Here is a 25,090-nt window from a genome sequence, read left to right as displayed (position 1 = left end):
CAGGAGCGGCGCTTACTGCGGCTTGACGTAGCGGTGCGAGCCCGGCGGCGGTTCATTTAGCACCGCCCAGAAAATCCCCAGGTCGGCAATCGCCCGCACGAACTCCTCGAAGTCGACCGGCTTGACCACATACGCATTGACGCCCAGTTCATAACTGCGCAGCAGGTCCTGTTCTTCCTTCGACGAGGTGAGCATCACCACCGGAATGCTTTTCAGGTGCGCCGTGCTGCGGATCTCCCTGAGCACTTCCAGGCCGTCGACTTTCGGCAGTTTCAGGTCGAGCAGCACCACGGTCGGGTTGCCGACCTGGCGCGCCGCATGCTCGCCCCGGCACATCAGGTAATCGAGCGCCTCGGCGCCGTCGCGCGCGATGATGACTTCATTGGCCAGTTGGCTCTTTTCCAGCGCGATCAGCGTCAGTTCCAGGTCGTGCGGATTATCTTCGACCAGAAGGATGGGCTTTAACATGTCTTACGTACCTTAAATATTGAGTTCTTTGGGAATGCTGAAATAAAATGTGGCGCCTTCGCCCGGCACGCCGCTGGCCCACACCCGCCCGCCGTGGCGTTCGATGATGCGGCGCACATTGGCCAGGCCAATGCCGGTGCCCTGGAAGTCTTCCATCCGGTGCAGGCGCTGGAAGACGCCGAACAGCTTGTGCACGTACTCCATGTGAAAACCGGCGCCGTTGTCGGCGATCGACATGACCCACTCGGCGCCTTCATCGCTGGCGCGGATGGTGATGATGGCGCGCTCTTTCTGGCTGGTGAACTTGACCGCGTTCGACAGCAGGTTGAACAGCGCCAACTGCAAGAAGGTGGGGTCGGCGCGCATCGCCGGCAGCGCGCCGATATCCCAGTCGATGCGGCGCTGGCCGATGTCGAGCGCCAGCTTGTCGATGCAGGAGCGCACCAGCTCGCCCATCTGGACCAGGGTCGGGCGCAGCGCGGCGCGGCCCATCTGCGAAAAACTGAGCAGGTCGTCGACCAGCTTGCCGGCCAGGCGCGCCGAATCCTTGATGTTGCGCAGGAAGCGCTGGCGCTTTTCCAGGTTCTCGCTGGCGGCGGGCTCGAGCAGCAGGTCGGAAAAGCCGACGATGTGGCGCAGCGGCGCGCGCAGGTCGTGCGAGACCGAATACGAAAACGCCTCAAGCTCCTTGTTGGCGCGCCCCAGTTCCTCGGCCAGTTCGGCCATCTGCTCGGCGCGTTCGAGCGCGATCCCCAGCAGCGCGGTGCGGAACTCGAGCGCCAGTTCGATCTCGCCGCCGTGCCAGGGCGCGCTGGTGCCGGTGATGGTTTCGCGCCAGGTGGCGAAGCTGGTGCGCGGCGACAGTTGCGTCACCGGCGCCGCGCCCCCCGCGCCTTGCCCGTCTTTCTGGTGCGGGTTGCCGGCCCATTCCACGGTGCGCACCACCTCGGGCCGGAACCACAGCAGGTAGTGCTTGTGGATGCGCGAGACCGGCATGGCCAGCAGGCCCGAGCAGTTGCCGGCCAGGGCCGCCGCCGCTGGATACTGCGCCGCCAGGCGGTCGGTATGGAACACGTCGTCGTGGTTGTTCGCATCGAGCCAGGCGACCAGCTCGCGGATCGCTTCTTCAGCGGGCGTGTCGCCGTAGGTCAGCAGGCGCTCCTCGAACACAATGGCGGCGCCGCCGGCGCGCGCGAACTGCAGCAGGGCCGGGAACACGCTGGCGAGGTTGTCGATGAAGTCCGTGCCCTGGGTCAGGCCGGCCAGCATCGACACCATGACGCGCCGCACGTCCAGCCGGAATTGCAGTTCGTTGGCGTCCGCGCGCGACTCGATGCACATGGCCAGGATCTGGCCCAGTTGCTCGCAGGCGGTGCGCTTGTCGAAAGCGACCGGGCAGGGCGTCGCATGGTGGCACGAAATCAGTCCCCACAGCTTGCCCTTGACCATGAGCGACACCGACATCGACGCCAGCGTGCCCATGTTGCGCATGTATTGCAGGTGGATCGGCGAGACGCTGCGCAGGGCCGCGAACGAGAGGTCGTTGGCGGCGCCGGTCATCGGGTTCAAGGCCGGCACCAGGCGCGCCGGCGTGTAGTTGGCGTCCCGGATCAGGCGGATGCGGTTGAGCATGTACAGCTCGCGCGCCTGGCGCGGAATGTCGGACGCCGGAAAACGCTGCCCCAGGTAGGACGGATAATCGTCGGCGCGGCATTCGGCCAGCACGTGGCCGTGGCCGTCCTCGTCGAACTGGTACACCATGACCCGGCCGAAACCGGTGACGCGGCGGATTTCCTGGGCCGCCAGCGCGCTCATGGCCTGCGTGTCGGCGCTGTCGCCCACCTTCAGCAGGAACTCGCCGACCTGGCGGTGCAGGTGGCGAAAGTCGGCGGCCGAGGCGCGCTCGACCGATTCGAATTCGAGGATCAGCAGCGCATCGTAGTAATGCGCCAGCACGTCGAAGTGGCGCGCCGGCCCGATGCCGAGGGTGCACAGGTAGAGCGGGCGCTGGCCGATGTCGGCGGCGTCGATCTCGGGCCCAAGCTGCAGGCTGGCCTGCTCGCCGATCACCGCTTCCAGGGCCTGGCCGATGGCGCGTTCGCAATCGACCCCGATCATCTCGTCGAGGTTGTCGCTGGCCTGGAGCACTTGCAAGGTCGGCGACAGCGCCAGCAAAAAACCATGCGGCTGGATGCTGCCGGGGTAGCGGATCGGTTCCTGGTCGCAGCTGGACAAGTCGAGATCGGGACTGTGGGGGATTGCCTGGCTCATGAAAGCTTCCTGGGCACGGGTCGGGGCGCCGCATTTCAAAAGCAATATTTTACTTGAATCACTGATAATTGCCTCGCACGCCAGCGCCGCCGCCGCTCCGCGCGGCGCTTGCTGGCGCATGATAAACTCGGGTCCTCTTACCGGACCCGCTTGAGCGCCACTTGCCATCCATGCCGCCATCGACGACGACGCTGCGCCTGATCCTGGGCGACCAGCTCAACCCCCTGCACAGCTGGTTCGCCGAGGTGCGGGCCGACGTGCTCTACGTGTTCATGGAAGTGCGCCAGGAGACCGACTACGTGCTTCACCACGCGCAGAAGATCATCGCCATCTTTGCCGGCATGCGCGCCATGGCGCACCAGCTCGGGCAAGCCGGCCACCGCGTGCATTACCTGCGCATCGACGACGCCGCCAACCTGCAATCGATCCCGGCCAACATCGACGCGCTGCTGGCCCGCTACGGCGCCAGCGGGTTTGAATACCAGGAGCCGGACGAATACCGGCTCGACGCGCAACTGGCCGACTACGCGGCGCAGCTGACGGTACCCGGCGCGATGGTCGGCAGCGAGCATTTCTTGACCGCGCGCGACGAGGCGGGCCGCATCTTCGCCAACCGCGCGCAGTGGCTGATGGAGTATTTCTACCGCCAGATGCGGCTGGTGCACGGGGTGCTGGTGGACGCGGGCGGCAAGCCGGCCGGCGGCCAGTGGAACTTCGATCACGACAACCGTAAGCCGCGGCGCGGCGCGCCGCCCGAGCCGTTTGATACGCGCGCGCAGCACGATCATGCGGCGCTGTGGGCCAGCATCGAGGCCGCCGGCGTGGCCAGCTTCGGGCGCCCCGATTCCTCGCGCATCGCCTGGCCGCTGGACCGCGCCGAAGCGCTGACCCACCTGGACGCCTTTGTTCAGCATGGCCTGCCGCACTTCGGCGACTATCAGGATGCGATGCACACGGGCGCCACGCGCCTGTTTCATTCGATGCTCTCGTTCGCCCTCAACACCAAGATGCTGCACCCGCGCGAAGTGATCGCCGAAGCCGAAGATGCCTGGCGCGCCGGCCACGCGCCGCTGCACGCGGTGGAAGGCTTCATCCGCCAGATCCTCGGCTGGCGCGAGTACGTGCGCGGCGTGTACTGGGCCAACATGCCGGGGTACGAGCGGCACAATGTGTTCGGGCACGACACGCCGCTGCCATCGTGGTTCTGGGACGGCAAGACGAACATGCGCTGCCTGCGCCACGCCATCGGCCAGTCGCTCGACGATGCGCACGCCCACCACATCCAGCGCCTGATGATCATCGGGAATTTCTCCCTGCTGGCCGGACTCGATCCGCACGCGCTGCACGAGTGGTACCTTGGCGTGTATGTCGACGCTGTCGAGTGGGTGGAAATGCCGAACACGATCGGCATGAGCCAGTTCGCCGATGGCGGCCTGCTGGCGACCAAGCCGTACGTTTCGAGCGCCGCCTACATCGACCGCATGAGCGACTACTGCAAGGGCTGCCACTACGATAAAAAGGCGCGCCTGGGCGAGACGGCCTGTCCGTTCAATGCGCTGTACTGGGATTTTTTCGAGCGCAATGCCAACCGCCTGTCGGGCAACCAGCGCCTCGGCATGGTGTACCGCAACCTGTTCAAGATGGATGAGACGGCGCGCGCGGCCTGTGGCGAACAGGCGGCGTCGGTGCGGGCGCGGCTGGAACAACTTTAACGCCGGTGTACAACTTCACGGAACCTTGAATCAACCATGACTCTACATATTGAAACACCGCTGCTCGCCTCGTCGGCCATGGGCGGCAAGAACGGCCAGACGGTCTGGCTGAAGATGGAAGCGCTGCAGCCGAATGGCTCGTTCAAGCTGCGCGGCATCGGCCACGCCTGCGAAGAATACGCGCGGCGCGGAGCGAAACGCTTCATCTCTTCGTCGGGCGGCAATGCGGGCCTGGCCGCCGCCTACGCCGGGCGCCAGCTGGGCGTGCCGGTCGTGGTGGTGGCGCCGGAAACGACCAGCGAGCGCGCGCGCGAACTGATGCGGCGCGAGCAGGCCGAGGTGATCGTGCACGGCGCCTCGTTTTCCGAGGCGAACGCGCTGGCGCTGTCGATGGTGGGCGAGCACGACGCCTTCATCCACGCCTTCGACGATCCGCTGTTGTGGACCGGGCACGCCACCATGATCGATGAAGTGGCGCATGCCGGCGTGATTCCCGACGCGGTGGTGCTGTCGGTCGGCGGAGGCGGCCTGATGTGCGGCGTGATCGAAGGCCTGCGCCGCAATGGCTGGGACAAGGTGCCGGTGTTCGCCGTCGAGACCGACGGCGCCGATTCGCTGGCGCAGTCGATCGAGGCCGACCGCCGCATCGAACTGCCGCGCATCGCCAGCATCGCCACCTCGCTCGGTGCGCGCCAGGTGTCGCAGGCGGCGTTCGACTGGACCCACGTGCATCCGATGAGCAGCATGGTGGTGACCGACCAGGCGGCGGTGGCGGCCTGCATCCGCTTCATGGACGACCACCGGCTGGTGGTGGAACCGGCCTGCGGCGCCTCGCTGGCGGTGGTCTACGCCGGCCGCCCCGAACTGGCCGGTTTCAAGAACCTGCTGGTGATCGTGTGCGGCGGCGTGACCGCCACCGTGGCGCAGTTGCAGGCGTGGGAAGGCACGCTGGCGGCCTCATAGTCCGTACCTTATAGTCCGTACAAAATGGCCGCCACCGCATCGTAGATCGGATACACGCGCGGCCCCGACTTGGGCCAGCCGACCATGTCGAAGTGGTCGTAGCCTTTGTAGTTCTGCAGGAAGTTCCAGCTGCCGCGCACCGGCGTGCCGTTATAGTCGCGCACCGGATGCCCGGACGGGGCGCGCATGCTGACCGTGTTGACCACGCCATCGTTGGCGAACCAGCTGGCGTCGACCGGCACCCGCCCGAAGCCGGCCATCGTGTACGAGCCCATGCCTCGCCGCCCGGCCGAGGGAATCACCCACTCGCCGGCATACGGACGCGTGAGCGAGGCCATGTCGGCGCGCGGATACTGGAAGGCCGGGTTCTGGAGCGGGAACAGCAGGCGGTCGGTGTTGTTGCAGCACGGGCTGCCGGTTTCGGTCGCCTGGTTGCTCATCGAGAAGTAATACACCGAGGGCGAGGTCTTGGCCCAGGCATTGAAGGTGCGCGCGCCGTCGGGCGTCATTTCGGCCTGGGCCGAATCGAAATTGCCTTGGTCCCAGAAGGGCGCGGCCATCACGCGCTGGCGGTAGGCCGCCGACGGTTCGGCCGCGCCGCTGCGCAGGCCGAACTGTTCCAGCCCAAGGTCCGCCGCCGGTTGCGTGACATCGCCGCCGTTGGCGATGGTGGCGATGCCGGCGGCCAGTTGGGTGAGCGCCGCGCCGGTCTCGCCCATGGCGTCGCGCAGGCTGGTGCCGTCGTTGGGCGAGGAGATGGTGGTGGCGCTGACGACCCAGCCGCGCTTGCCGCCCTGGTACAGTTCGGCGCCACCTTCGTCGCCATTCGGCGAGCCGTTCTCCAGCAGTTCGATCAGGGCGCGGATGGTTTGTCCACCCTGGCTGTGGCCGATCAGGTGGATCGGGTGGCGCGCGTCCCAGGCCGGATACAGCGCGGCCGGATAGCCGTTGGGATTATCGGCCGGATTGGCGGCCCAGCATTTGCCGGCGGGCTGGCGCAGCGCGCCGAACCGGGCCGCGTTGCCCGTGTGGGTGGTGCCGTAATCGACGCAGCCCCCTTTGATCTGATAGTACAGTTCGGCCGCGCGGTCCCAGTTGGAACTGATCGCGCCGACCGAGGCGGCCCAGACCTGGTGCTGGCCTTGGTGGCTGCGCATGTGGCCGACAATGTCGTCGAAGCCGCCCCAGTATTTGAAACCGGTGCGCGTGTACTGCTCCGGGCCGAAACCGAGAAAGCCGTGGACCAGTACGATCGGATAGTTGTTTGCGGCTGAGGCCGCTTGGAAGGCGCAGGACAGGAACAGGGCGGGGGCGAGGACGGCGCGTAAGGTGCGTGGCAACATAAGAATTTCTCCTGGCGAGAAAAAGTGTCGGCACATTGTATAGGCATTTTATGCGCGCACGCGCTCGCTTTTTTGCGGTGTTGCCAAGACGTTAAATCAAAGGCTGCCGGTCCCCGCGCCACCAGTGGCGGTGCTGGCGCTGGCGGCCAGCTTGTCTTGCCACACCACGTAATCATCGACCGAATACAACTGGCATGGCTGGCCGCTGCTGCGCGCGCAGGCGGCCAGTGCGCGCGCGTGCGGGTCTTCGCCTTCCTCGGCCCAGCACCAGGCGCCGCTGGGCGAGACGGCGAACGCGCGCGGCGTGAGCTTGTGCAAATACTCGCGGTAAGCGGCGCGCCCGTTCTCGCCCAGGTAGGGCACGGCGTCGATGTCGTCGACGCGGGCGAAGTCGGTGCGCGGCACGCTGGGGGCGTCGGCCACGGCCACGGTTTCGCGGGTCGGCATGCCGATCTGTTCAAGAAAACGCGCGGTCTCGCGCCACCAGATGCGGGCGCCGTCGCGGCTGGCGACCATGCCGTGCGCGTCGCGCTTGAAGGCGCCAAATTCGACCAGGCGCGCGCTGCCGCCGGCGCGCTCGAAAGCGGCGTGCATGCGCGCCACCAGGGCCGGTCCGAACAGCGAATCGTTCACGCCGTACATCCACAGGCTGGGAATCTTGTTGGCCGCGCCGTAGTTGGCAAACGCTTGCACCAGTTGCGCGCGCCAGTCGCAGCGCTCGCCATCGTCGCGCAGGCCGCCGGCGAAGTTGATCAGGCCGCGCACGCCGGGAACGGCGCGCGTGCCGAGGGCGATCGTGGCCAGGCCGCCGTACGATTGGCCGGCCACCACGATGCGCTCGGGATCGGCCCAGCGCTGCCGGCGCGCGAATTCGATGGTGTCGTGCACGTCGCTGGCCTGGGCGTAGCCGTTGGCCGTCATGTTGCAGCCGTGGTCGGCGTAGGCGCCGCTGGAGTCGGCAAACCCGCGCCGCATCGGCACCAGCACCGCGTAGCCGCGCTTGACAAACGCGGTGGCCATGAAAATGAAGCGCTCGCGCGGCTGCTTGCGCGGGTCGCCCGATTCCTTGCCATGGTTGATGATCAGCAGGGGAAACGGGCCGGCGCCGTTTGGGCGGAACAGCGTGGTCTGCAGCACCGACTGCTTGCCGGGACCGGCGGGAATGGCGATCACGGTTTCATTGAGGCGAAAGTCGACCGGCAATTCTTGCTCGACCGCTATTGAGGGGAGCAGGCTCAGGCCGGTCACCAGGGCGGCGAACAGCATCCGGCATGCGCGCCGGACTGGCGGAAAAACGGTAGCGATGATGGGCTCCCGATGAATGGAATTGCCGAAAGGAATGATTCGATTCTATGCAGGGAGTTTTTCAGGAGCAATACCGGAATGTCAATTCAGCGGAGTACGCGTGAAAAAAAGTTACTGGATGCACGCTTCCTTGCCTCCTTGCTCATGTCGATCGTGCAAACGGGGTCTTTGTCGCAAGGGAAATGTGGCGTTTTAGCGACGCTGCGGGCTGGCGCTCGCATGCTAGCGGCCAGGGAAACATTTCCTATGGGAAAAATTGTTCTCGCAATACCAGATCGCCGGTGTTAGCATTGGCACGCCGTCAAATCCAGGCCCCGCGCCCTTCGCCCTCATGAAAAATCTCAGTATCGGAACCCGCCTGACGCTCGGTTTCGCCCTCGTTCTGTTGTTCCTGGTGGCCCTGACCGGCATCGGGGTATGGCGCATGCAGCAGGCCAGTGTGATGACCGACTACATGGTGAAAGACACCGTGCGCAACGAGCGCCTGATCGACGAGTGGGCCAAGGTGATTGAAGTGAACGCCGCGCGCACCACCACCGCCTGGAAGGTGGGCGATCCGGCCGAGCAGAAAAAAGTGGAAGAGCAGATGAAGCGCTCGTCCGCGCGCGCCACCGAGATCCAGACCATGCTGGGCGAGAGCGTCAAGCACCCGCGCGCCAGGGCGCTGCTGGAGCAAGTGCTGGAATCGCGCAAGGCCTACACGGCGGCGCGGGCCAAGGTGTTCAAGCTCAAGGCGGCCGGCGACATGGCCGGCGCGGGCGCCACGTTCGACACCGACATGGCGCAAAAACGCGAAACCTACCTGGCGGCGCTGGCCACCCTGTCCGACGAGCAGCGCGCTATGCTCGACAGCACCGCCGCCGCGATCGCCGCCCAGTACGCGAGCGGGCGCACCATGCTCATCAGCCTGGGCGCGATTGCCATCCTGATCGGGATTGCCTGCGCGATATGGATCACGGGCACCATCACGCGGCCGATCCGGGCTGCCGTGCGGGTCGCCGAAACGGTGGCCTCGGGCGACCTGACCAGCCGCATCGAGATCGACAGCCGCGACGAAACCGGGCAATTGATGCAATCGCTCAAGCGCATGAACGACAGCCTGGTCGATATCGTGGGCGAGGTACGCGGCGGCACCGACGCCATCGGCACGGCCTCGCGCGAGATTGCCAGCGGCAACCTGGACCTGTCCTCGCGCACCGAAGACCAGGCCAGTTCACTGCAAGAAACCGCTTCGGCCATGGACCAGCTGACCTCCACCGTCAAGCTCAACGCCGACAACGCGCGCGAAGCGAACCAGTTGGCCATCAGCGCGGCCGCGGTGGCGATCCGTGGCGGGACGGTGGTGTCGGACGTGGTGGCGACCATGAGTTCGATCAATGCATCGTCGACCAAGATTGTCGACATCATCGGCGTGATCGACGGGATTGCCTTTCAGACCAATATTCTTGCGCTCAATGCGGCGGTGGAAGCGGCGCGGGCCGGCGAGCAGGGGCGCGGTTTTGCGGTGGTGGCCTCCGAAGTGCGCACCCTGGCGCAACGTTCGGCGGCGGCCGCGAAAGAGATCAAGCAATTGATCAGCGACTCGGTCAGCAAGGTCGACAACGGCACGCGTTTGGTGGACCAGGCCGGCAAGACGATGGAAGAAGTAGTGACCAGCATCAACCGCGTGACGCGCATCATGAACGACATCACCAGCGCCAGCGACGCGCAGCGCGACGGCATCGAACAGGTCAACCTGGCGGTGACCCAGATGGACCAGGTGACCCAGCAGAACGCGGCGCTGGTCGAGCAGGCCGCGGCGGCGGCGGCGGCGATGCAGGACCAGGCGGCGCAACTGTCGCAGGTGGTCGGCGTGTTCAAGCTCGGCCAGCTGACGGGCGGGCGGCGCGCGCTGGCGCTGGCGGGCCGGTGAGCGTCGGTTCGCGACGACGCGGCGCCGCTGACCCGGCGCCCGCTCCTGCGCAGGGGCAAGCCGCACCGACCCGGCGTAGCGTGTGCGCCCTGTGCGCGCGACCGGCGGCGGCGTGCATCTGCCGCTGGATTCGTCCGGTCGCCAGCGATGTGCGCTTGCTGATCCTGCAGCACCCGCTGGAAGTGCGCAACGCCAAGGGCAGTGCGCGCCTGCTACACCTGAGCGTGGCCGGCAGCACGCTGGTCGCCGGCGAGGTATTCGACCCGGCGCAACTGTCCGCGCTGCTGGACGTGGAAGGCCGGCAGGCTGTGTTGCTCTATCCCGACACGCCGGACGACCGCTCGCTGGGCATGCCGACGCCGCCGCCATTGCCGCCTGGGCTGTTGCAGGCGCCTGGCAAACTGCTGCTCGTCGTGCTCGACGGCACCTGGCGCAAAAGCCGCAAGATGCTGTACCTTAATCCCCTGCTGCATGCCTTGCCACGCCTGCCGCTGAGCGACATGCCGCCCTCGCGTTACCGCATTCGCAAGGCGCACGCGCCTGACCAGCTCTCGACCCTGGAAGCGACTTGTCACGCATTGGGTGAGATCGAGGGCGATCACGATAAGTTCCTGCCGTTGAGCCGCGCTTTCGATGACTTGATCGACACCTTTGTGCTGCATCAAGGCCGGCTTTGAACGCTGCTTGAAAAAGCGGCATCACCCACGTAGTATACTGTATGTTTATACAGTTAAATGGGTGCTGCGGTGACCGATCGCGACAAAGACTTCGAAGAAAGCGTCATGCTCCCACCACGCCCGCTGGCGGCGCAAAAGGGGCGCGGCGCCGTCACCAACCTGCAGGGCCGCTACGAGGTCAATGCGCGCGAGCGGTTTGACGACGGCTGGGTGCATGCCGACGACGAGGACGACGCGCCGGCGCCGTTCCGCACCCAAGTCACCGACGAATTCGCCAGGACCATCCTGAGCCGCAATACCTCGCCCGACATTCCCTTCAATGTGTCGCTTAATCCCTATCGCGGGTGCGAACACGGCTGCATTTACTGCTTTGCGCGGCCGACCCACAGCTACCTTGGCCTGTCGCCGGGGCTGGACTTCGAAAGCCGCCTGTTCGCCAAGGTCAACGCGCCCGAGTTGCTGCGGCGCGAGCTGGCCAGGCCTTCCTACGTGCCGGAGCCGATCGCGGTCGGCGTCAACACCGACGCCTACCAGCCGTGCGAGCGTGGGCTGGGCATCACCCGGCGCGTGCTGGAAGTGCTGCACGACTGCGAGCATCCGGTCGCGCTGATCAGCAAGTCCTCGCTGATCGAGCGCGACATCGACCTGATCGGGGCCATGGCGGCCAGGAACCAGGCGATTGCGGCGGTCACGATCACCACGCTCGACCCTGCCATCTCGCGCACGCTCGAGCCGCGCGCGGCGGCGCCGGCGCGGCGTTTGCGCACCATCCGGCGCCTGACCGACGCCGGCATCCCGGTGCGGGTCAGCGTGGCGCCGGTGATTCCCTTCGTCACCGAGCCCGAGCTCGAACGGGTGCTGGAGGCGGCGCGCGACGCCGGGGCCGTGAGCGCGCACTATGTCGTGCTGCGGCTGCCATTGGAAGTCAATCCCCTGTTCCAGGAATGGCTGCAGGCACACTTTCCCGAGCGGGCGCAACGGGTGATGAACCGGGTGCGCGAGATGCGCGGCGGCAAAGACTACGACAGCGACTTCAGCAAGCGCATGCACGGGGAGGGCGTCTGGGCCGATCTGATACGCCAGCGTTTCGTCAAGGCGGTGGCGCGGCTGGGCATGAACCTGACCAGCGGGCGGTTTGGCGAGCTGGACACGTCACGCTTCAAGAAGCCCTTCGTCGTTCCCCCGGCCAAGCCCAAACAATGCGGCAACGCCACTGGCCAGCTGGATTTGTTTTCCTAAGCTGCGCTATCAGCAGCACAACAACGCCAACAGGCGTGCAGGGCGTAAAAGGCCAACGGCCGCATTGCGCCATGCGTGCGTCAACCCGGCGCATGCAGGGCAACACGGCACACGCGTGGCGCAATGCGCCCGGCGCCGCCATCATCGCCTGTTGCAGAGAATATCGAATTGTCCTGTTGGCGGCCGCGTTCTCGCAGGGCGAACAGCTTGTGGATTAGAGCCACGTGTGTTTCGTGCTTCATTGGAATCTCAATATTGTTGTGCCGGCGAGGGCTGCCGCGCCGGCACAACGCACTCTCAAATAAAACCCTGGCTAGCTGTGCGAACGCATGGATCGGATCAAGTTCCCGCGTCCACGAGCAAGTGCTAAGTAAGTGTGCAGACATTATTGTGATTTATAGCGAACAGAAGCGGACGCCTTGCAAGGCGCACGCCGCTAGCAGTGCGAGCACTGCTAGCGGTGGGCAACACAGCAAGGCGCCGTTTATGGAAGCTGTAAATTGCAAGAATTTATGCGCACTTACTGAGCTAGTCACTGCGCACCACGGTGCCTTGTGCGATAGCGCAGATTTTCTCCACCCCGTCTTGCACCGCATAGATCTCCGCCGAGCAAACGGCCTGGCGCTTTCCGACGCTCTTTGCCTGGGCGCGAGCGATCAGATGCGTTCCCGTGGCGGGTCTGACGTAGTTGATCTTGTACTCGGATGTCAGGGCATTGCCGCCGAGCGCTACGCCACCAGCGAAGGTAATGGAGTTGTCGGCAAGGTAGCTGACCACCCCGCCATGCACGAAACCGTGCTGCTGTTTCAGATTGTCAGTGATGTCGATGCGGATTTCCGCTTCAGTCGGCCCGGTGCTGACGAGCTTGGCCGCCAGGAATTGGCTGAACGGCTGGGCTTCAAAGATTTCGCGTGCAATTTCGTGAATGTCGGGCATGTCAACCTCTTAAAGAAAACGGTAAGAACCGTGGAAATCGGGGGGCATGCGTTGGCGTACGAGCGGAATTTCAAGCGCAACAAGCCGAACTGTTGCCGCTCGAATGCCGCTGCCGACATGCGCAGGTATTGGACATATTCATTAGTCTTATGCGCCCCGACCATCGTGATCAGCTCCGGTTTGGCGGCCTCGATCCGCTGGACCCATTCCTGACAGGTGCGGGCATAATCGAGCGCGTCATTGCGAACGTTGACCAGGCTAAGCACGCGGTCGGAAGCTGCCAGGATTTCCCTTTGCCGCGGCAGCATGGAACCAGGGAAGATCTTCTCCGTGATGAATGGCGGGAATTCGGATTCTTCCATCCGGTCAAACACGATGGTTTGCAGCGACAAGCATCCGCCATACACTTGCGTCCCCCGTTTTTGATCTAAATACTGCTCACATCAAAGCGTTTCGTTTTAATGTTTTTGCAATATTAGCAAATAAGATCCCATGTAAGTGATCATGTTTTGTGTGCATCCTCTAAAATATTTCGTGACTATGCACCCCGCATTAGCGTTTGGCTGGCCTGTAGACATACTTCGTGATCGGCTTGGGGTTGGCGACAGCCGTCTCTAGGTCCACATCGGGATGCCAGCGCGTGCTGACTCTCCGGCTGCTGGCCGCGATGAGGCCCGACCACGCGGGATGCTCTCGATGGCTTCGCCTTCGATCGTCAGTTCAACGGTCAATTCGTTCCGGGGCTGGACTTCGAAAGCCGCCTGTTCGCCAAGGTCAACGCCCCCGAGTTGCTGCGGCGCGAGCTGGCCAAGCCGTCCTACGTGCCGGAGCCGATCGCGCTCGGCGTCAACACCGACGCTTACCAGCCGTGCGAGCGCGCCCTGGGCATCACCCGGCGCGTGCTGGAAGTGCCGCACGACTGCGAGCATCCGGTCGCGCTGATCAGCAAGTCCTCGCTGATCGAACGCGATATCGACCTGATCGGGGCCATGGCGGCCAGGAACCAGGCGATTGCGGCGCTCACGATCACCACGCTCGACCCTGCCATCTCGCACACGCTCGAGCCGCGCGCGGCGGCGCCGGCGCGTCGTTTGCGGACGGCCGCTTTCGTACCGGCCCAGTCTTGGCAGGCAAATGGAAAGCTTTGACCCATGTTCTTCCATCACTGTTCAAGCAGCAGGCGGCAGCGCTTCTTGAGTCGTTCGTCTCGGAAACGGCAGGCAGAATTTCCGTGGTCCATCCACGCCTGCTTGTCTTCCGGCGCCACCGTATGACGAGGTGGGGAATCGTCTTGCGATCCCCGCGTCGTCATCTGATTGCGATCACATTCCTCATGTGAAAAAAGTTAACAGAACTGGCAAAAGTAGACAAGCGAATGGTGGGTAATCGGCAGCCTGGGCCGACGCTACAGTGAAGCACTCACCGAGGCTTTTTTATTCGCTCGTCATGCATGCCGATGCAAAGCCGACCACGGTGTTCAGGTACTTGCATGCCCTGTCATGGTCGCTCCGCGCGCGCAGCGCGTAAGTCTTGTTCAGGCCGATTTCAGGGACTTCGCACGACGGCGTGCCAAGCCAACGACGCCCAGGCCAAATGCCATCAGCGCATAGATCTCGGGTTCGGGAACGGCGATGACGGTGACGGCGCCGGGCCCGCCAATCGTTGTGCTGTACTTGCCATACTCGAAGCCTTCATAACCGGTAATCACCAGTACGTAAGGTGTGTCGGCGGCCAGGTTGGTCACGAAGCCCGATGTGGTCGTACCAAGAAGATCGTCGTTACCGATCAAGGCGTTCGTCAGCGACGAGCTGGGATCGAAGCTCGGGCTGTAAAGGAAAACCAAGGAGTCGAAAGCCGCCGTCGTCAGGAACGAGTACTCGCCCGCCGCGGAAACCGTGAATCGGAATTGGTTGAAGCTGACATCCTTGCCGATTGCCGATAACCCGGAAAGGTCCTCGACCGGTCGCGTAAAGATGGCGGCGCCAGTCGTGTCGCCGGTGATGGTGTGAATGGAATCAGCCTGGGCGGTCGATGCAAAGGCAAAAAAGGCCAGGGCGAGCAGTGTCGATTTCAGAAACATGGTCATTCCTTTTCGATAATTAACAAGTCATTGGGTGGTAGGGCGACAGCGCAAGCAAGACCGCAGCGCCGGTCAAGAGCGCGGGTCTTGCCGGCACCTTGCTATTTGGTTTCGGCTGGCAGGATGGTAATCCGCCGGCCTCGCGCGTCGACCGACGTGTTCGACGTCGTACTGGATACGGCAGTCCGGCCGTTTTGCACGGTGAAGGACGAGATTTTCGAACGTCGCTTGCCGTCGAACTCGCCATCGACCTGTACCGCCAGATTGCTCGTGCCCGCTCCTGGCGTGTACTTGACCAGCAGCGTCATCACTTGGCCGGCGGCGAAAGTGCCGCCGATGACGGGTGACTTGGTTCCAACCACGGTCAGGCCATCCACGCCGTAGACGCGGACATTGACCTGCTGCGCAGCCGACTCAAAGGCGATCTTCAGCGTGGCTTGTTGAGCTTGCACAGTTCCGACGATTTCTACAGGCGCATGTGGCTTCCCCTCGACGGCCGCAGCCGTGAATGAGGTGATTAGTCCGACGGCGAGCGCCGCCGCCAGCGTTGAAATTTTCACTTGCATGATGGCATCCTTAGGGAGACGGGAACGCTTTAGCGGACCGCTTTGGTTTTTTGATTGACAATCGTGGCCTTGCCCGCGATATCACCGCTTGCGATGCGAACCGAGGCGGTGTATTGGCCGCTCGATTTGATAACGAAGCCTTGTACCGTAAGGACGTACACCTTGTTCGCCTTGGCAACGAATGAGAACTGCTCGGTTCCGGTGTAATTGTTGTCGGCAACGGCGATCTTCTTGCCGTCTTCGAGCAGCGTGAGCCCGATGTCGCGGATCGAGTCCCCGATGACCTGGATCGGACCTGCGGCAGGGCTGGTGAACCTGATGTAGCGGTTCGCTCCAAGCCTGTTGATGTTGTCCACATCGGCCAGGAACGTCAGGGTCTCGCTGGCGCCGTCCACCGTCATCTGCCGGAACAGCGGCAGGTTCGCCGCATTGCCGCCGTCGTTGGTCTCGCCGGTCCCAAACGCGTCTTGAATGGGAGCGATACCCGACTCTGAGGTCAGTCTGTCGATTGCCGCAATCGTGGAGGCCGAGGTGCCGGGGACTGCTTTCAAGGCGTTGGTGAACGAAAAAATGGAAGTCACGGCGGGGGTGTACTTCTGCCCTCCCGTCATGACGTCGTAGATCGGCCCGAGTCCAAGCGCCACGTTGTCAAACGACTCATTCGCCGGGTCGAAGAAGTCATACAGCATCGATTGCACCGACGCTTCGGAGAACCAACCCGGCTTCGGATCGTTGGAGTCGTTGGTTTCCATGTCGATGACGATCGTAGTCCGGGCTTGGCCGACGCCTCCGGTATCCTTGTACTTCGCGTCCGGAAAAAGGATCATCGCGCTCAGCGCATTTCCCCACCCTTCGCCAAAGGCAAGCCGTGGATCGATGATGTTGCCAGCGGCGTGACTGCCACCGATGCTGTCCGAGCGACCCATCTTGTCTTCAAAGTAATGACCCCACTCGTGCACCATGACATGGGTATCGTATTCATCGGTATCCACATCCGCCTTGCCGAGGATGAAGATGCCGCTCACGGCCTTGTTGTAGTGTGACGTGTCGATCTGGCCCAAAGCAATATCGCCAGGTTCCGGGCGATTGTTGACGCTCCAGTTAATTAGCAGCAAAGGAAAATTCACCAGGGGCCGCACCGCCATGAAAGCGCGTGCCGTTGAGTAGAGCGTGTCGAGGCTGGCAAATGGCGCAGCCGAACGCGCGCCCGTGTAGGACGACCCTCCCCAGCCGCTGCCTGCGTTCAGGTCCTTGACGGTGACCGCCGCGGTGGTCGTAATTGCAGCGGACTCCAGCGTGTAGTAGGAGTTGCGGTTGGTGTTGTCCTGAACCCGCAATGGCGGATTGGTCGTCTCGGCGTACGCCCGGACCCTGACCCGTGTAACCAGATCGGGCACCGGAAAGCTGTAGCTCCCGTCTTCGCCTGAGGTGGTGACCGCGAGTTCCGTGTTCGCGCCGCCCTCTTTGCTGTATTCGACCAGCACCACCCGCACGTTGCGAATGGGCTTTTGCACAACCGCGCTGTAGTTAAGTCCGTTCTCCGGCGTCGACGGTACCCGGTCATATGTCAGCTTTCCGTACAACACCTTTCCCTTGGTGTCGGCTTTGGCTTCGTTCACAGCCAAACCTAAAACGCCGAACAAACAGAGTGCCCCGACGCCAACGAGCCGAGCCAGGCGGCTCGTCTCAAGCTGGCGACGGCCATATCCAAATGTGCCCCGAACATGCATGAAGATCTCTCCTATTGGTCAATCGCCAAAAAATCATGGCAACCCTGTTGCCATGGTCACGTTTCGTTGCCCAGGGCTGTAAGGGCCGCAGCAAGCTCGGGGCTCATACCGCTGTGCGGCGGATTTGCCTGTTAACAATATCCCAGCGTTGATAAATATTTAATATTTTTTTGACACTTGTCAGATGCTGACGCCGCATCTTGCGATTCGTTGGCCAAAAACAACAAGCAGCGAATGATTGGAGCAATGGTGCCGTTTTCAGGACTGAATTCATCGCGCCGGAGATCGTTGTTGCGACGTATTCTCGCGACGAGGGGGGCGGAAGCAGCGGGGGTAACCCGGGCAATTCGCATGTGCGCAAAAGCATGCGTGGCTTGCGCATCAACTGGAACGCGGCAACGGTAGCGCGTAAGGAATCCGTGAGAATCGTGGCGTATCGCGACGAGGAACCTGGTCGCAACGGTATTGTCCGGCTTGCTTACAGAGATCTTGATCGGTTGATTGCACTTTCGCTCAGCAGCGCACCTTAAGTCGCTGAGGCATTTTTTCCTGATTCTTCACCGCGTTTATGAATCACTTATCTCAGATAGATAGCGTTCGATGTCGAACACATGCGCGTCTTCCATGCCCAGTTCGCGCAGCGCGTGCGCCAGCTCGATCAGGTAGTCGCGGTTGGCGCCGCTCGGGCCGTGCGAGCGCGCGATTTGATGGGCGATATCGCGCTCGCTGGCTTCGCCGAGGAAGGCTGCATTGTCTTCGGTGGCGATGTACACCAGGCCCAGCTCGCTGCTGCCATCGTCGAAGCGGATCTCGATCGCCAGGCGCAGGTAGCCGTTCTTTTCGCGGTGGTCCAGGTGGGTGAACACTTCGGGGGTGATCAGGTACGCCATGCCGGCGGTGACGGCCCCCGGCTGGGCCACCAGGGTGGCGACGCGGCCTGGCGCCGTTTCCGTGCCACGGTGATCGTGGGAACCTTGCCAGAAGCGCCGGGTCCAATTGCGAATGGTGGCCGGCCGGCGCTCGATGTACGGAAAGTCCGCCTTGAAGATCAGCGAGCCGTAGCCGAACAGCCACACGCGATGGTGGCCGTCGAATTGATCCATGCGCTGGTTGATGGCGATGGTGTTAAAGGACATGGGCAGGTTCCGTTGGAAGCGAGCATCAATTATAGGGGCGGTTCGCCATCGGTGCGGCGGTGGGCCCGGGCACCGCCTCCGGCACTGCGGGCTCGCTCGCGGCCGGCGGCCCGCACCCATCCGCTGTCTACGGCGCCGGCTGAGCATTCACCAGCGGAATATTCCAGTCGTGCGACTCGACGAACTTGAACAGGAAGGCGATAAAACTGTCGGCCGCCGGCGAGAGCGAGCGTTTGTCGCGCGTGTACACAAAAAAACGCCGCGTCAGTTCCGGCTCGTGCAGCTGGCGCATGTGCAACTGGTGCAGGCGCACCAGCGGCTCCGCATACGGCAGGCACACGGTCACGCCCAGGCCGGCGCTGACCATCGCCAGCGCGGTGGTCATGAAGGTGACTTCGTTGACGGGATTGAGCGGTACATCGCGCAGCGAATGATGCATGTCGCTCAGCAGGCGCTCGGTGAACTGCCCTTGCAGCGAAATGAAGGGGTGCGCCGCCAGGTCCGACCAGGTCACCCGTTCGCGCTGCTCCAGCGCGTGCTGCTGCGGAAACACCAGCACGAAGGGCATCTCGAACAGCACCGTCGCCTCGATCTGCGCGGTCGGATCGCGCTCCGGGCCGATGCCGCAGTCGACCTCGCCGCTGAACACGCGCGCCGTCACGTTCTCGACCGCGCAATCGACCAGGCGGACCTGGATTTCCGGATACATCTTGCGGTAAGCGGCGATGACTTGCGGCAGCAGGGTACACGACATCAATTGCGGCGCCGCAATCCGCACCACCCCCTTTTTCAGCCGCGTCTGGCTGGCGATATCGAGCAGTGCGCCGTCGAGGTCGTCGATCATCTTGGAAAACAGGGGCGTCAGCTCGCGTCCGACCTCGGTCAGGGCAATCCGGCGCGTGCTGCGGTCGACCACGCGCACGCCGAGGGTCAGTTCCAGCTCTTTGATCAGGCCCGACAGCGCCGCCTGGGTCACGTGCAAATACTCGGCCGCCAGGGTGAAACTGCCCGTCTTGGCAAGCGCGACAAGAGCGCGCATCTGGCGCAAGGTGGGATTCATAGGTTTATCTGATAAGTCGCGTTGAAAATATTGTTTGAATGATAGTTCGTTTTGCACTCTAATAGAACAATCAACAGGGGAGCGAGCATGAAAATCACCAGGATTCACCACGTAGCCTACCGCTGCAAGGATGCCAAAGAGACAGTCGAGTGGTACGTGAAGTACCTCAACATGGACTTCGTGCTGGCCATTGCCGAAGACCAGGTGCCGTCGACCGGCGCGCCCGACCCGTACATGCACGTTTTCCTCGATGCCGGCATGGGCAATGTGCTGGCCTTTTTCGAGCTGCCGAGCCAGGCGCCGATGGGCCGCGACGAGAACACCCCGGCCTGGGTCCAGCACCTGGCCCTGGAAGTCGGCTCCATGGATGAATTGCTCGCTGCCAAGACGCGCCTCGAAGCGGACGGCATCGAGGTCATCGGGCCGACCAACCACACCATCTTCAAGTCGATCTATTTCTTCGATCCGAACGGACACCGCCTGGAACTGGCCGTCAACACGGCCACGCCCGACATGCAGCAACAGCTCGACGCCGTCAAATGGGACATGCTCAACGAGTGGTCGCAAACCCGCAAGGCGCCGAAGCATGCTGCCTGGATGCACGAAAAACCCGCAGCGGACCACCACTAAAGGCACACATGAAACTTGCAACACTAAAAACAGGCGGGCGTGATGGCGCGCTGGTCGTCGTCAGCCGCGACCTGTCGCGCTACCAGAAGGTTCCCAAGATCGCCGCTACCTTGCAGTTCGCGCTCGACAACTGGGATGATGTGGTCGAACGCTTGCAGGGCGTCTACGCCTCCCTGAACGAGAACGCGACCTGGGACGCTCAGCCCTTCGACCAGGCCCTGTGCCATTCGCCGTTGCCGCGCGCCTACCAGTGGGCCGACGGTTCGGCCTATATCAACCACGTCGAACTGGTTCGAAAAGCGCGCAACGCCGAGGTTCCGGCATCGTTCTACACCGATCCGCTGATGTACCAGGGTGGTTCGGATTCCTTCATCGGCCCGCGCGACCCGATTTATGCGCTGTCCGAGGAGTGGGGCATCGACCTCGAAGCGGAAGTGGCCGTCATCACGGGCGACGTGCCGATGGGGGCGAGCATCGAGCGCAGCGCCGCGGCCGTGCGCCTGGTGATGCTGGTCAACGACGTGTCGCTACGCAACCTGATTCCGAACGAATTGCTCAAGGGCTTCGGTTTCTTCCAGTCGAAAGCGGCCAGCGCGTTTTCGCCGGTGTGCGTCACGCCCGACGAACTGGGCGACGCCTGGCAAGAGACCAAGTTGCGCCTGCCGCTGAACGTGCGGATCAACAACAAGCCCTTCGGCAAGCCGAACGCGGGCGACGACATGACCTTCAACTTCGCGCAACTGGTGGCGCATGCGGCCAAGACGCGCGAACTGGCGGCCGGCACCATCATCGGCTCGGGCACGGTATCGAACAAGCAGGGCAACCTGCACGGGTCGAGCATCGACAATGGCGGGGTCGGCTACTGCTGCCTGGCCGAAGTGCGCATGTACGAAACCATCGAGCATGGCGCACCCAAAACGTCGTTCCTCAAATTCGGCGACAGCGTGCGTATCGAAATGTTCGATGCCGCCGGGGCCAGCATCTTCGGCGCCATCGACCAGACCGTGACCGTCTACCAGGAGCGCCAGCCATGAAGCTGTACACCTATTTCCGCAGTTCGGCGGCGTACCGGGTGCGCATCGCGCTGAACCTGAAAGGGGTCGGTTACGAGGCCATTCCCGTGCATCTGCTGCGCAATGGCGGCGAGCAACTGGCGCCCGAATACCTGGCCATCAATCCGAGCGGGCTGGTGCCGAGCTTGCAGGACAAGGGCGCCACCCTGACGCAGTCGATTGCGATCCTGGAATACCTGGAAGAGGTGCATCCGCAAGTGCCCCTGCTGCCGCGCGACGCGCTGGGCCGGGCGCGCGTGCGCTCGCTGGCGCTGATGGTGGCGTGCGACATCCATCCGCTGACCAATCTGCGCGTGCTGCGCCATCTGGTGCATCAGGTCGGCTTGTCGGAAGAAGCCAAGACCGAGTGGTATGTGCATTGGCTGCGCGAGGGCATGGCCGCGCTCGAGGCGCATCTGGCCAATTCGCGCGACACCGGGCGTTTTTGCCACGGCGATACGCCGACCATGGCCGACTGCTGCCTGGTGCCGCAAGTGTTCAACGCGCGCCGTTTCCATGTGGATCTGGCGCCGTATCCCACCATTGCCCGCATCGACGCCATGTGCGCGGCCTTGCCGGCGTTCGCCGAGGCGCATCCGGCGCGCCAGCCCGACGCCGAGTAAGGCGTGCTCAACGGGTGGCGAAGGCCACCACGCCGACCAAGGTGGCGATCAGCAGCGCCACCCCGATCAGGCCGGCCAGGATTACATATACGGGATTGAGCGCGGTCACGTCGCGGTCGAAATCCGATTTGCGGCGCAGGCCGACGAACGACCAGGCGATCGCCGCCAGGGTCGCGAAAAAAGACCGTTCGGTCGCCTGGACAGGATTCTTGTCAAGCATGTTATTCCCCTTTCGATAAGGCGCGAGGCAAGCGCCCCGATTCCGTCGAGCATAGCCGCTGCGCCGTGCGCGCAACAGGAGCAGATCGGCGCGCAAGACCATATCAAAACCCGGGAACCAAGCCGGCACCGGTGCGGTCCTATACAGAGGTGAGCCGATTGCGCTCGCCATGCCGGGAGAACAAGTATGATCAAGCGTGCTCGATTGACTGCGCCAGGGCGGCGGCATGCCTAAGTGCATCCTGCCGGGCCGGGGCGCTCGAAGGAATTGGGGTGCAGTGCGGCGTGATGTTGGGGAGGGGGGGGGAGCGGCGCACGTCGCTGGCGCTAAAGCGTACTTTACCGAGCCAGGCGCGTGCGTATCGGCGTCGGCGCGGGTGTTGCCGTGGCGAGGCGCACGGCTCCGCCCACGGCAAGCGTCAACCTGGCTTATTTTGCTTTTGCGGCAGCGTCGGTTGGCGATGAAATTTCTTGCAAGGCCTGGCCGATGCCGGTCGTTTGCTTGGTTGCCATGTCGCCCAGCGACACAATGCCAACGAGCGAGTGCGATTGCTGGTCCACGACCGGTACCCGGCGGATTTGCACGTCGCCCATCTGGGTCAGCACGTCGTCGACCGACTGGGTCGCGTAGCAGGTGCGCACTTCGGTGCTCATCGAATCGCCCACGCGGCTCGTTTCCGGCGCTTTGCCGGCGGCGGTGGAGCGCACGGTGATGTCGCGGTCGGTGATCATGCCGACCAGCTTGCCGCCGTCGACGACCGGCACGGAGCCGATATTGAATTCTTTCATGATCTGTGCAGCGCGGTGCACGCTGTCTTCCGGCGAAACTTGTTGAACATCGCGGGTCATGACATCTTGAATGGTTTGCATATGAGTCTCCAAAGCTGAACAGGTTAGTTGTTACTACATCATCCCAATCGGGTTGGCAGCATCATGCACTGTTTCCCAAAAAAGGGCCGCGTGGTTGAAATTGCATCTTTCGGCGCGGCGCCGGGACCGCTGTCGGCTACAATCCTTCCTTTTACCGGCAGGTTCCGATGTCCGTCCAACCCATTCCTCCCGCCATCCTCGACGCCGTTTCGCGTGCCGACCTGTCCTGGCAGCCCGTCCTGCGCCAGGGGCTCGAAGCGGTCATGCGCGCCGAGCCGCTGTACCTGCCGACCCTGGCCGCCGACACCTACCTGCCGACCGAACAGCGCCTGTTCGCCGCCTTTGCCCTGCCGCTCGAGCAGGTGCGCTATGTGCTGGTCGGCGAGGGGCCGTATCCGCGCGCCGAGAGTGCGACCGGCGTCTGCTTCATGGATGGCGCTGTCGGCAAACTGTGGTGCGAGAGCGGGCTGTCCAAGCCTGTCAACAAGGCGACCTCGCTGCGCAATTTCATGAAACTGCTGCTGGTGGCCGATGGCCAGTTGAACGCCGACGACACCGGGGGCGCGGCGCTGGCGCCGGTGGCCGCTGCGGCGGCGGCGGCCGATAGCGGCAGCATCCAGACCCTGGCCGAATTGCAGCACAATCTGACCCGCCAGGGCTTTCTGCTGCTCAACGCCTCACTGGTGTTCCGTGCGCACGTGCCGCCGGTGATCGATGCGCGCGCCTGGCTGCCGTTCCTGCAAACCGTCATGGCGGCGCTGGCGGGCCGCGAACCCAAGCCAACCCTGGTTTTGTGGGGCAAAATTGCGGAGCAACTCCAGAAATTGCCGGAAACTAAGAGTTTTCCGCAATTGAGCTCGGAGCATCCGTATAATTTGTCGTTTATCCAGCACGCTGGGATGCAAGCGCTGTTCGGGCCGATGCATTTGCTGCGCGCCGCTGGGTCGTGACCTGCAGGGCTTGTTGCTAGCCTGCCTTTAAGGAAGGTGTGACATGAACAAGCTCTTGCTGGCAGTCAGCTTAGTAAGTATGGGATGCGCCGGCTTTGCCAGCGCGGCCCAGGATGCGGCCGCGCCGGGCGAGCAGGCGACGCCGGCCGAGCAAGCGACCCCGGCGGCCCGCTCCGCCCGCAAAGCCCGCTTGCACACGCGCATCCGCATCATCGACGACGCCCAGGTGGACGTGCGCTTCTACCGCAACCGGACTTGCCCGGAGGGTGACGGCGTGATTGCGTCCAGCGGTGCCGGCAGATCGAACGCTATCTTCCGCAGCAAGACCTCAGTCTCGATCGGCATTCCGGAAACGCCCACCTTGGAAGCGATGAAGACGCGCACGGGGAGGTGGTTGAGTCAAGGGTTCTACAGGGAATATGCGCTGATCCCTGGCCAGCCTGTCGCGCTCCAGGCCGGGTATGTGTCCGGCATCCGGTCCACAGACTTTGTCTGCCGTTTCCCGACCGCTTCCTTCGTTCCAGAGCAGGGCACCGATTATGAAATCGAGACCGAGGTGGGCCCCGACCGGTGCGCGCTGCGGCTGGGCCGGATCGACATGTCAGGTGGAAAAGCAAAAGTGATTCCCGTCGCGCTGACCGAGTCCGGCGATTGCGCCAAGTCGCAGTAAGCCGCCGGGCGCCGCGCGCCCCCGCCGCCATGGGCGGGCAAAATGGACGTTGCAAGACAAGACGTCCCATCTTTGGTATACTTGACTAATTCGATCAAGTAATCAGGTCTTTCATGCAGTCCGCATCGACCTGTGTTGATTGAAACGAGGCAATATTTTACCACTGTGACCGGGATTGTGATGCGTCTGACCACAAAAGGCCGTTTTGCTGTAACTGCGATGATCGATCTTGCCCTGCGACAGGGCAAGGGTCCCGTCACGCTGTCGGGCATCAGCCAGCGCCAGGCCATTTCGCTCTCGTATCTGGAGCAATTGTTCGGCAAGCTGCGCCGTCACGAGATCGTCGAATCGATTCGCGGTCCCGGCGGCGGCTACAGCCTGGCCCGCCGCGCCGACAAAGTGACGGTCGCCGACATCATCATCGCCGTCGACGAGCCGCTCGACGCGACCCAGTGCGGCGGCAAAGAAAATTGCCACGGCGCCGATGCGGCCACCGGCACCCGCTGCATGACCCACGAACTGTGGGCCACGCTCAACGAAAAGATGGTCGACTATCTCGATTCGGTCTCGCTGCAAGACCTGGTCGACCAGCAAAAGCAAAAGAATTCTGAACAAAACGTCGTGCACGTACACCGGCCGCACGCCGCCGTCGGACAAAATTGAAGCATATTGGAGTGA

Annotated in this window: 23 protein-coding genes and 2 pseudogenes; 12 read left to right on the top strand and 13 right to left on the bottom strand. The window is 63.4% G+C overall.

Features of this window, described 5'->3' with window-relative positions; genetic code table 11:
• Nucleotides 1-12: 12 nt before the first annotated feature.
• Both F0185_RS16415 and F0185_RS16410 read right to left on the bottom strand, forming a co-directional pair.
• A complete protein-coding gene (locus tag F0185_RS16415) occupies nucleotides 13-468 on the bottom strand; it encodes a response regulator (RefSeq protein ID WP_167226149.1) in 456 nt (151 codons plus the stop codon).
• Between the two features lie 12 nt (nucleotides 469-480).
• Nucleotides 481-2,739 (bottom strand): ATP-binding protein, encoded by a 2,259-nt coding sequence (locus tag F0185_RS16410; protein WP_167226147.1) that lies wholly within the window; start codon nucleotides 2,737-2,739, stop codon nucleotides 481-483.
• Between the two features lie 170 nt (nucleotides 2,740-2,909).
• Here F0185_RS16410 and F0185_RS16405 point away from each other — a divergent pair, with 170 nt between their 5' ends.
• Both F0185_RS16405 and F0185_RS16400 read left to right on the top strand, forming a co-directional pair.
• Complete coding sequence (locus F0185_RS16405) at nucleotides 2,910-4,451, top strand: cryptochrome/photolyase family protein (protein WP_187362562.1); 1,542 nt, start codon at nucleotides 2,910-2,912, stop codon at nucleotides 4,449-4,451.
• 36 nt (nucleotides 4,452-4,487) lie between these two features.
• Nucleotides 4,488-5,414, top strand: a complete 927-nt coding sequence (locus tag F0185_RS16400) for a pyridoxal-phosphate dependent enzyme (protein ID WP_167226143.1) — start codon at nucleotides 4,488-4,490, stop codon at nucleotides 5,412-5,414.
• Between the two features lie 8 nt (nucleotides 5,415-5,422).
• Here F0185_RS16400 and F0185_RS16395 read toward each other — a convergent pair whose 3' ends face one another.
• Complete coding sequence (locus F0185_RS16395; RefSeq protein WP_167226141.1) at nucleotides 5,423-6,757, bottom strand: esterase/lipase family protein; 1,335 nt, start codon at nucleotides 6,755-6,757, stop codon at nucleotides 5,423-5,425.
• 96 nt (nucleotides 6,758-6,853) lie between these two features.
• On the bottom strand, nucleotides 6,854-8,023 hold the full coding sequence (locus F0185_RS16390; RefSeq protein ID WP_167226139.1) for a dienelactone hydrolase family protein: 1,170 nt from the start codon (nucleotides 8,021-8,023) through the stop codon (nucleotides 6,854-6,856).
• A gap of 370 nt (nucleotides 8,024-8,393) precedes the next feature.
• Between F0185_RS16390 and F0185_RS16385 the strand changes: the two genes are divergently transcribed.
• The 3 genes from F0185_RS16385 to F0185_RS16375 all read left to right on the top strand — a co-directional run bounded on the left by F0185_RS16385 (nucleotide 8,394) and on the right by F0185_RS16375 (nucleotide 11,890).
• Nucleotides 8,394-9,974, top strand: coding sequence for a methyl-accepting chemotaxis protein (locus F0185_RS16385; protein WP_167226137.1), 1,581 nt, complete (start codon nucleotides 8,394-8,396; stop codon nucleotides 9,972-9,974).
• Nucleotides 9,971-10,651 carry a tRNA-uridine aminocarboxypropyltransferase gene (locus F0185_RS16380; protein ID WP_167226135.1) on the top strand — a complete coding sequence of 227 codons (681 nt, stop codon included), beginning with the start codon at nucleotides 9,971-9,973 and terminating at the stop codon, nucleotides 10,649-10,651. The genes F0185_RS16385 and F0185_RS16380 overlap by 4 nt, the downstream gene beginning before the upstream one ends.
• A gap of 105 nt (nucleotides 10,652-10,756) precedes the next feature.
• The gene (locus tag F0185_RS16375) at nucleotides 10,757-11,890 is read left to right on the top strand and encodes a PA0069 family radical SAM protein (RefSeq protein WP_167226133.1); all 1,134 of its coding nucleotides are present in this window, start codon (nucleotides 10,757-10,759) and stop codon (nucleotides 11,888-11,890) included.
• Between the two features lie 528 nt (nucleotides 11,891-12,418).
• Here the strand turns inward: F0185_RS16375 and F0185_RS16370 are convergent.
• Together F0185_RS16370 and F0185_RS35465 are read right to left on the bottom strand one after the other, a co-directional pair.
• A complete protein-coding gene (locus F0185_RS16370; protein WP_370664024.1) occupies nucleotides 12,419-12,766 on the bottom strand; it encodes a PaaI family thioesterase in 348 nt (115 codons plus the stop codon).
• Nucleotides 12,697-13,236, bottom strand: a pseudogene (locus F0185_RS35465) (class I SAM-dependent methyltransferase); the annotation flags it as partial. The pseudogene F0185_RS35465 and the gene F0185_RS16370, both read right to left, overlap by 70 nt.
• A 327-nt stretch (nucleotides 13,237-13,563) precedes the next feature.
• Between F0185_RS35465 and F0185_RS16365 the strand changes: the two are divergent.
• A pseudogene (locus F0185_RS16365) lies at nucleotides 13,564-13,926 on the top strand (PA0069 family radical SAM protein); the annotation flags it as partial.
• Nucleotides 13,927-14,360: 434 nt separating this feature from the next.
• On the opposite strand, the gene F0185_RS16360 reads toward F0185_RS16365, so the two are convergent.
• From F0185_RS16360 to F0185_RS16340, 5 genes are all read right to left on the bottom strand, one after another.
• A complete protein-coding gene (locus tag F0185_RS16360; protein WP_187362557.1) occupies nucleotides 14,361-14,906 on the bottom strand; it encodes an FxDxF family PEP-CTERM protein in 546 nt (181 codons plus the stop codon).
• Nucleotides 14,907-15,007: 101 nt separating this feature from the next.
• The gene (locus F0185_RS16355; RefSeq protein WP_167226129.1) at nucleotides 15,008-15,472 is read right to left on the bottom strand and encodes a hypothetical protein; all 465 of its coding nucleotides are present in this window, start codon (nucleotides 15,470-15,472) and stop codon (nucleotides 15,008-15,010) included.
• Nucleotides 15,473-15,501: 29 nt separating this feature from the next.
• Nucleotides 15,502-17,091: a hypothetical protein gene (locus F0185_RS16350; protein ID WP_167226127.1), complete on the bottom strand. Its 1,590-nt coding sequence runs from the start codon at nucleotides 17,089-17,091 to the stop codon at nucleotides 15,502-15,504.
• Nucleotides 17,092-17,768: 677 nt separating this feature from the next.
• On the bottom strand, nucleotides 17,769-18,338 hold the full coding sequence (locus F0185_RS16345) for a gamma-glutamylcyclotransferase (RefSeq protein ID WP_167226125.1): 570 nt from the start codon (nucleotides 18,336-18,338) through the stop codon (nucleotides 17,769-17,771).
• Nucleotides 18,339-18,465: 127 nt separating this feature from the next.
• On the bottom strand, nucleotides 18,466-19,398 hold the full coding sequence (locus tag F0185_RS16340) for a LysR family transcriptional regulator (RefSeq protein WP_167226123.1): 933 nt from the start codon (nucleotides 19,396-19,398) through the stop codon (nucleotides 18,466-18,468).
• A gap of 87 nt (nucleotides 19,399-19,485) precedes the next feature.
• On the opposite strand from F0185_RS16340, the gene F0185_RS16335 reads away from it, so the two are divergent.
• The 3 genes from F0185_RS16335 to maiA are packed head-to-tail and all read left to right on the top strand — an operon-like array spanning nucleotide 19,486 to nucleotide 21,703.
• Entirely contained in the window at nucleotides 19,486-20,028 is a 543-nt protein-coding gene (locus F0185_RS16335; protein ID WP_167226121.1) for a VOC family protein, read from the top strand.
• Between the two features lie 8 nt (nucleotides 20,029-20,036).
• Entirely contained in the window at nucleotides 20,037-21,062 is a 1,026-nt protein-coding gene (locus tag F0185_RS16330) for a fumarylacetoacetate hydrolase family protein (RefSeq protein ID WP_167226119.1), read from the top strand.
• Nucleotides 21,059-21,703, top strand: coding sequence for a maleylacetoacetate isomerase (gene maiA, locus F0185_RS16325; protein ID WP_167226117.1), 645 nt, complete (start codon nucleotides 21,059-21,061; stop codon nucleotides 21,701-21,703). Before F0185_RS16330 ends, maiA begins: the two co-directional genes overlap by 4 nt.
• A gap of 7 nt (nucleotides 21,704-21,710) precedes the next feature.
• Here maiA and F0185_RS16320 read toward each other — a convergent pair whose 3' ends face one another.
• Both F0185_RS16320 and F0185_RS16315 read right to left on the bottom strand, forming a co-directional pair.
• Entirely contained in the window at nucleotides 21,711-21,923 is a 213-nt protein-coding gene (locus F0185_RS16320; RefSeq protein WP_166886391.1) for a DUF2970 domain-containing protein, read from the bottom strand.
• 428 nt (nucleotides 21,924-22,351) lie between these two features.
• Nucleotides 22,352-22,792 carry a CBS domain-containing protein gene (locus F0185_RS16315; RefSeq protein WP_167226115.1) on the bottom strand — a complete coding sequence of 147 codons (441 nt, stop codon included), beginning with the start codon at nucleotides 22,790-22,792 and terminating at the stop codon, nucleotides 22,352-22,354.
• Between the two features lie 167 nt (nucleotides 22,793-22,959).
• Between F0185_RS16315 and F0185_RS16310 the strand changes: the two genes are divergently transcribed.
• From F0185_RS16310 to iscR, 3 genes are all read left to right on the top strand, one after another.
• Complete coding sequence (locus F0185_RS16310; protein WP_167226113.1) at nucleotides 22,960-23,742, top strand: uracil-DNA glycosylase family protein; 783 nt, start codon at nucleotides 22,960-22,962, stop codon at nucleotides 23,740-23,742.
• 43 nt (nucleotides 23,743-23,785) lie between these two features.
• Complete coding sequence (locus F0185_RS16305; RefSeq protein WP_167226111.1) at nucleotides 23,786-24,412, top strand: hypothetical protein; 627 nt, start codon at nucleotides 23,786-23,788, stop codon at nucleotides 24,410-24,412.
• Nucleotides 24,413-24,592: 180 nt separating this feature from the next.
• Nucleotides 24,593-25,075, top strand: a complete 483-nt coding sequence (gene iscR / locus F0185_RS16300) for a Fe-S cluster assembly transcriptional regulator IscR (protein ID WP_166876672.1) — start codon at nucleotides 24,593-24,595, stop codon at nucleotides 25,073-25,075.
• The last annotated feature ends 15 nt before the right edge of the window (nucleotides 25,076-25,090 follow it).

Origin of the sequence: Massilia rubra (assembly GCF_011682065.1) — a bacterium.
GTDB lineage: Bacteria > Pseudomonadota > Gammaproteobacteria > Burkholderiales > Burkholderiaceae_D > Telluria_A > Telluria_A rubra.
The sequence above is the reverse complement of the archived record's forward strand: the minus strand, read 5'-3'. Positions and strand labels throughout refer to the sequence as shown.